Source organism: Jatrophihabitans sp. (genome assembly GCF_035474675.1).
GTDB lineage: Bacteria > Actinomycetota > Actinomycetes > Mycobacteriales > Jatrophihabitantaceae > Jatrophihabitans_A.
This window is the reverse complement of the sequence record NZ_DATINC010000170.1, coordinates 25348-32453: the sequence shown is the minus strand read 5'-3', so window position 1 is coordinate 32453 and position 7106 is coordinate 25348. Positions and strand designations below refer to the sequence as shown.

4 protein-coding genes are annotated in these 7106 nt (G+C 72.7%); 1 reads left to right on the top strand and 3 read right to left on the bottom strand.

What is annotated here, in order from left to right:
* On the top strand, positions 1 to 2202 hold a 2202-nt coding region (locus tag VLJ82_RS19950), incomplete at its 5' end, for a beta-glucosidase H (protein ID WP_408665119.1).
* Here the strand turns inward: VLJ82_RS19950 and VLJ82_RS19945 are convergent.
* The 3 genes from VLJ82_RS19945 to VLJ82_RS19935 all read right to left on the bottom strand — a co-directional run bounded on the left by VLJ82_RS19945 (position 2141) and on the right by VLJ82_RS19935 (position 6973).
* A complete protein-coding gene (locus VLJ82_RS19945) occupies positions 2141 to 2716 on the bottom strand; it encodes a GNAT family N-acetyltransferase (protein ID WP_408665118.1) in 576 nt (191 codons plus the stop codon). The genes VLJ82_RS19950 and VLJ82_RS19945 overlap by 62 nt on opposite strands.
* A 94-nt stretch (positions 2717 to 2810) precedes the next feature.
* Positions 2811 to 5360, bottom strand: coding sequence for a bifunctional diguanylate cyclase/phosphodiesterase (locus VLJ82_RS19940; protein ID WP_408665117.1), 2550 nt, complete (start codon positions 5358 to 5360; stop codon positions 2811 to 2813).
* 197 nt (positions 5361 to 5557) lie between these two features.
* Positions 5558 to 6973: a hydrolase gene (locus VLJ82_RS19935; protein ID WP_408665116.1), complete on the bottom strand. Its 1416-nt coding sequence runs from the start codon at positions 6971 to 6973 to the stop codon at positions 5558 to 5560.
* Positions 6974 to 7106 lie beyond the last annotated feature (133 nt).

The window sequence follows — 7106 nt, the reverse complement described above, 5'->3', positions numbered from 1 at the left end:
GACCTCGCCGCGGTCGCCGGCCGGCTGCTCGGCCAGGAGTGCCGGCGCAAGGGTGTGCACGTGCTGCTCGCGCCGACCGTCAACCTGCACCGCAGCCCGCTGGGCGGCCGGCACTTCGAGTGCTACTCCGAGGACCCGGTGCTGACCGGCGCGATCGGGGTCGGCTACATCCGCGGCCTCCAGGAGGTCGGGGTCGGCTGCTGCGTGAAGCACTACGTCGCCAACGACTCGGAGACCGAGCGGTTCACCGCCAGCGTGACGGTGGACTCCCGGGCGCTGCGCGAGCTGTACCTGGCGCCCTTCGAGCGGGCGGTGCAGGCCGGCGCCTGGACGGTGATGTCGTCCTACAACGCGGTCGGCGGGGTGACGATGTCCGAGAACGACCTGCTGCGCAGTCCGCTGTGCGAGGAGTGGGGCTTCGACGGGCTGGTCATCTCCGACTGGACCGCGGTGCGCTCGCTGGCCGCCGCCACCGCCCGGCAGGACCTGGCGATGCCCGGCCCGCACGGTGCGTGGGGTGCGGCGCTGGTGGCCGCGGTCCGGGCCGGCGAGGTGCCCGCCGAGGCGGTCGAGGAGAAGGTCCGCCGGCTGCTGCGGCTGGCCGCTCGGGTCGGCGCGCTGGGCACACCGGCCGACGAGCGGCCCCGGCCGATCATCGACCTGGACTTCGCCCGGCAGGCTGAGGTGCGCGGCATCGTGCTGGTCCGCAACGACGGGCAGCTGCTGCCGTTGCGCGCGCCGGCCAGCATCGCGGTCAGCGGCCAGCACGCCGCACTGCCCCGGACCCAGGGCGGCGGCAGCGCGACTGTGGTGCCCAGCGAGGTGCTCTCGCCGCTGGCCGGGCTCCGCCAGGCGCTGCCCGGCGCGGTGGTCAGCTACTGCCTCGGTGCCGCGGTGCAGCAGGGCGTCGCGCCGCTGCCGCCGGACACCCTGACCGATCCGGAGACCGGCTCGGCCGGGCTGCGGGTACGCGTCCGCGACACCGCAGGCACGCTGGTGCTGGAGGAGGTGCGCTTCGCCAGTTCCCTGGTGTGGCTGGGCAACCTGCCGGACGGCGAGCTGGCCGACCTGGAGATTGTCACCGACTACCGGCCGGCCGAGACCGGGCCGGTCGAGCTCGGCTTCGCCGTGGTGGGGCCGACCACGCTCAGCGTCGACGGTGCCGAGCTGCTGGCGGCCGACGCCACGGTAGCCGGCGACGACCCGGGCAGCGGGCTGTTCGGCCCGCCGGCCAGCGTCGCCCGGGTCGAGCTGGCGGCCGGCCGGAGCTACCGGCTGCGACTGGTGCACACCCTGACCGGCCGGGCAGCGGCACACCGCTCGCTGGCCGTCACCCTCGGCTGGCGACCGGTGGTGGATTCCGCCGACGCGCTGATCGCCGAGGCCGCCGAGGCTGCCCGGCAGGCCGAGGTCGCGGTCGTGGTGGTGGGCACCACCGAGCAGGTCGAGTCCGAGGGCTTCGACCGCGACTCGCTGGCGCTGCCCGGCCGCCAGGACGACCTGGTGCGGGCGGTGGCGGCGGCCAACCCGCGCACCGTGGTGGTGGTCAACTCGGGCTCCCCGGTGACCCTGCCGTGGCGCGAGCAGGTGCAGGCGGTGCTGCTGACCTGGTTCGGCGGCCAGGAGTACGGCCGGGCGCTGGCCGACGTGCTGACCGGCGCGGCCGAGCCCTGCGGCCGGTTGCCGACCAGCTGGCCGGCCGAGCAGGCCGACGTGCCGGTGCTCGACGTGACCCCGGCCGACGGCGTGCTGCATTACGAGGAGGGCATCGACATCGGCTACCGGGCCTGGCTGCGGGCCGGCACGCAGCCGGCGTACCCGTTCGGCTTCGGGCTCGGCTACACCAGCTTCTGCTACGAGTCGATGTCGGTGGACCGGCCGGGCGCCGCGAGCGATCCGGACGCGCTCGCCACCGTCACCCTGCGGCTGCGCAACACCGGGGCCCGGGACGGCCGGGAGGTGGCCCAGGTGTACCTGTCCCGCCCGGAGTCCGCGGTGCGGCGCCCGGTGCGCTGGCTGGCCGGTTTCGCCAGCGTCGAGGTGCCGGCCGGTCAGACCGTGACGGTGCCGATCGCGCTTCCCCGGCGGGCGTTCGAGCACTGGCAGCCCGGCGAGGGCTGGCTGCTGGAGCCGGGCGGCTTCACCGTCCAGGCCGGGCCGAACGTGGCCGAGCTGCCGCTGCGGGGGGAGCTTCGGCTGTGACCAGGTCCTTGCCGAGGTGGATGGCCGACGCCCGGCCGGCGTAGTACCCGAACGGCGACACCGGCAGGTAGCCGCAGGACCGGTACAGCTCGACCGCCTCGGGCTGGCGGTGGCCGGTCTCCAGCAGCAGCCAGCGCACGCCGTCCTGGCGCGCGGTGTCCTCCAGGTAGGCCAGCATGGTCCGGGCGTAGCCGCGATTGCGCATGCCGGCCGCCACGTACATCCGCTTGACCTCGGCCGACGGCGCCGCCCAGGACGTCTCCGGGTCCTCGGGGTCGTGCCGGCGCCAACCGCCCATTCCAATCGGCTCGCCGCCGGCGTAGCCGACCGCGAACCGGCCCTGGGGCGGGGCGAACTCCGCCGGGTCGACCGGCGTGGAGTCCGGGCCGCCGTAGCGCTGGACGTACTCGGCCTGCACCTCGGCGATCAGCCGCTGGGCATCGGGATGGTCGTAGCCGACCTCGGAGATGGACAGCTCGTCCCGGACGGTGAGGCCGGCGTGCGCAGAGTTCACGCCTGCATTATCGAATGCCGGCCGCTGGCGCAATCAGCCGGCACGCACGAACCGGTCAGGCCGCTGACCGCACGCACCGCCGCGGTCGGGGCGGTCAGGCCAACCGCGGCAGCGGGCCGGTCAGGCCAAGCGGTGTGGGCAGGCCAGCGACGCTGACCGGCGGCACCCGGCCGGCCAGCAGGTCCGAGGAGTCCTGGGCGTCCAGCGGCCGGGACAGCAGGAAACCCTGCGCGCGGCCACAGCCCAGCGTCCGGACCTGCTGCAGCTGCTGGGCGTCCTCGATGCCCTCGATGGTGGTCTCCAGCGACAGCGCGTCGGCGACCTGCAGCACCGCGCGCAGCAGCGCTGCCCCGGCGAGCTCGCCGTTGAGCCGGTCCACGAAGGACTTGTCGAGCTTGACGATGTCCAGCGGGAAGTTCACCAGCTGCCCGAGCGAGGAGTAGCCCACCCCGAAGTCGTCCAGGGCCAGTACCACCCCGAGGTCCTTGAGCTGGTTGAGGACGGTGATCACGTCCACGGTCGGGGTGGCCAGGCTGCTCTCGGTGATCTCCAGCACCAGCGCCGAAGCGGGCAGCCCCGCCACCCAGAGCGCCCGCCGGACCTCCGGAATCAGGCCCGGGTCCGACAGCTGCCGGGGCGAGACGTTGACGCTGACGGTCAGCTCGCGGTGGGCGGGAATGCTGCGCCGCCACTGGGCCAGCTGGTTGCAGGCCTGGCGCAGCACCACCGAGCCGAGCCGGTCGATCAGCCGGGACTCCTCGGCCAGGGCCACGAACTCCTCCGGCGAGATCAGGCCGCGCTCCGGGTGCTGCCAGCGCACCAGCGCCTCCATCGAGACGATCTCGAAGCTGTGCAGGTCCAGCACCGGCTGGTAGTGCACCACCAGCTCGTCGGACTCGATGGCACGTTCCAGGTCGGCCTTGAGCGCCAGCCGGGCCATCGCCTCGACGTGCATCTCCGGGGCGTAGGTGTGGCAACGGCCGCCACCGTCCCGCTTGGCGGTGTACATGGCCAGATCGGCGTTGCGCAGCAGGTCCCCGGCGTCCTCGCCGGCCGACGGCAGCGCGATCCCGATGCTGGCCCGGACGGTCAGCGTCTGGCCCTCCACCACCAGCGGCGCCGACAGCGCCGAGAGCACCCGCTCGGCGGCATAAACCGCGTCCTCGGCGCCGTTGAGCTGGCGCAGCAGCACCACGAACTCGTCACCGCCGAGCCGGGCCGCCACGTCGCCCGGTGCGACGCAGGTGCCCAGCCGCTCGGCGATCGCGATCAGCAGGGCGTCGCCGGCCACGTGGCCCAGGCTGTCGTTGACGGTCTTGAAGTCGTCCAGGTCGAGCAGCAGCACCGCCAGGCTGTCCTCGCGGCGGCCGGCGGAGTTCAGCGCCGCCGTCACCTGCTGGATGAAGTACGTCCGGTTGGCCAGCGGGGTCAGCGGGTCGGTGAAGGCCTGCACCCGCAGCTCCTGCTCCAGCTGGCGGTGCAGCGTCATGTCCCGGAAGCTCCACACCCGCCCGACCGTGACCCCGTCGATGCGTTGCGGCTGGGAGTAGCGCTCGAAGAACCGGCCGTCGAGGAACTCGAGCTCGTCGTGGCTGCACTCGGCGGGGCTGGCCATCAGCCGGTCGGCCTGCCGGGTGAACTGCTCGGGGTCGACCAGCTGGTCCAGCACCGAGGCGCGCAGCGCGGCATCCTCCCCGGACGCCAGCACCGCCGGGTCGATCCGCCACATGTCCAGGAACTTCTGGTTGTGGCCGAGGATGCGCCCGGCCGCGTCGATGACCAGGATGCCGTCGGCGGTGGCGTCCAGGGTGGCTTCCAGCAGCGACATCGACAGCGTCACCCGGGCATGCTCGGCCGCCCGCAGCACCGCCACCGAGGCCAGGCTCGCCGCCCAGCCGGCCAGTTCGCCGTCGGAGTCCTGGGGATGAGCGCCGTCCGGGTAGTGCAGGCTCACCCGGCCCAGCGGGTTGCCGTTGGGCGCGGCGAACTCGGCCGAATGGCTGGCCGGGGCGAACCGGTCGCGGTCGGCGGCGTCCAGCACGCCGTCGGAGCAGCAGCGGATGCCCCGGCCGAGCCCGGCGCCGGGCTGCACCTCGATCAGGCACCGGGCCGCGCCGCTGACCGCCTCGGTGGCGGTGGCCAGCTCGGTCAGGATCTCGGCCAGCTCCTCGCCGCGCGCGACCCGCTCCACGATGTCGGCGTGCTCGGCCAGCAGCAGCTCGGTGCGCTTGCGGGCGGTGATGTCGTAGAGCAGGCCGTGCTGCACCGACCCCGCGCCCACCTGCTCGACCAGCGCGTCGTCGAGCACCCAGATCACCTGGCCGTCGCGGCGGATCATCCGGTACTCGACCTGGCAGCGTCCCGCCCCCGGCGCCGTCTCCGAGCGCAGCACCCACGGGCGGTCGTCCGGGTGCAGCTGCCGCGCCCACAGGCCCGGGTCGGCGATCAGGTCCCCGGCGTCGAAGCCGAGGATCTCCTTGATCTGCGGGCTGGCGTAGAGCCACTGCCCGTCCGGGCCGGACTCGGCAGCGTAGATCGCGGCCGGCAGCCGGTCGACCAGTCCCGCCAGCAGCAGCTTGCGCAGCTCGGCGCCACCGGTCTTGTGCCCTGCTGGCTCCGGACCGGACGCATGCATGGCATACATTGCCTTACCGCCACCTTGTCGTAGGGTCCCCGGCCCCAGCCATCGACGTTGTCTAACGATAACCTCACGATCCATGGCGTGCGCGTCCGCACAAACGGATGGTGCCCGCCATAGCTGGTAAGTGGCGGTATCGACGCGCCGGATCTTGATCACTCCGGGATCGGTCGCCCCCGGTTCCGCCGCCTCGTCGAGGCAGGTCAGCTGAGGGTGAGCGTGATGTCGTCGATCACGAACGAGGTTTGCCGGCTGCTGTCCTCCACCCCGGTGAAGATGACCGACACGGTCTGGCCGGCCAGCGAGGAGAGGCTGACGGAGCGCTGGGCGTACCCGGTGTTGGCGTTGAGGTTGGAGAACGTCGTCACCACGGTGTTGGCCAGCTTGAGGGTCAGCTTGTCGTAGGCCGTGGTGGTGGTCGTCTCGGCGGTGTCGATGTGCAGGTAGTAGCTCATCGTCGCCGTGCACCCCGCCGGGATGCTCACCGTGGTCGACAGGGTGTCGGTGTGGGTGATGCCGTAGCCGTCCAGCCAGGCCTTCCAGGTGCCGGTATGGGCTGGCTCGGCGGAAGAGTTGGTGATCACGCCGGCAGAGGCGGTCCAGGGAGCCGCATTGCCGTTCTCGAAGCTGGTGGTGGACTGCTGGCCTGGCGAGGGGCAGCTCCCGGTGCTGCCACCGGTACCGCTGGCCAGCCACTCGGTGCCGTTCAGCGCGAGTGTCGCGTCCGTGCCGGCCGGGTCGTTCCAGCCGTTGAAGAGGGTGTTGCCGGACTGGCCGGTGCCGTCGTCGATCGGCGAGGAGTCGCCCCAGAACAGCACCCGGCCGGAGCCGAAGGTCGCCGAGGCCACCGCCGCCCCGGTGGTGCCCGATGCCGAGAAGCCGCTGCGGAAGATCTCGCCGCGCACCCCGGCGTTGTCGGCGGGCTTCAGGGTGGCCGTGGTGCCGTCGCGCACGATGGTTCCGGTCGCGGTTCCGAACGGCCCGCGGATGATCGGGTCGGACCCGGCGGCCGAACCGATCACGCTGGGGTTCTCGTTGGCGATGTCGAGCAGGTCGATGGAGAAGCCGAACGGGTCGGTGGAATCGACGCTGTTGTTGCTCATCAGGTCGTTGAGGATCTTCGGCGAGTCCCAGCCGTCGTTGTTGCGGTCGCTGCCGGTGTGGTCGGACACCAGGAACAGGCCGCCGCCGTTGCGGACGAAGGTCATGATCGCGGTCTTCTCGGCCGAGCTGAACACCACGTTCGGCTCAGGCAGCACGAAGGCGGAGTACCTGCTCAGGTCCTGGGCGTTGCCGGCGTCGCCGTAGCTGATCCGGCCGCCGGCCGGCAGGGTGGCCAGCGAGTACCGGCCGGTGCGCTGCAGCGCCACGCCCCAGGCCGAGATCGCCCCGGTCCAGGAGGCCTCCGAGGTTGGATTGGCGTTCTGCGCCAGCGGGTCGGGCTGGGCGGTGGAGATGATCCAGTCGGCGTTGCCGGCGGTCTCGCCGTGGCTGGCGTCGAAGAGCACCCGGTACGGGGTGGCCGCGGCGGCCGGCGCCGGACCGCCGGCCAGCGTCACCGCGGCGGCCGAACTCATCGCGGCCAGCAGTGTCACGGTGACTGCAAGGAGTACGCGCATACCTGTACGGGACCGCCGCATCGCCCTAGCCTCCCTAAAGCGGGACATCTGCCGGATTTCGGCATATCCGCACCCTAGGGCACGCAGCTCGTGCGCGCCGGGCCTGAGCCACCCCGGTTCGGCCCGGCCGGCG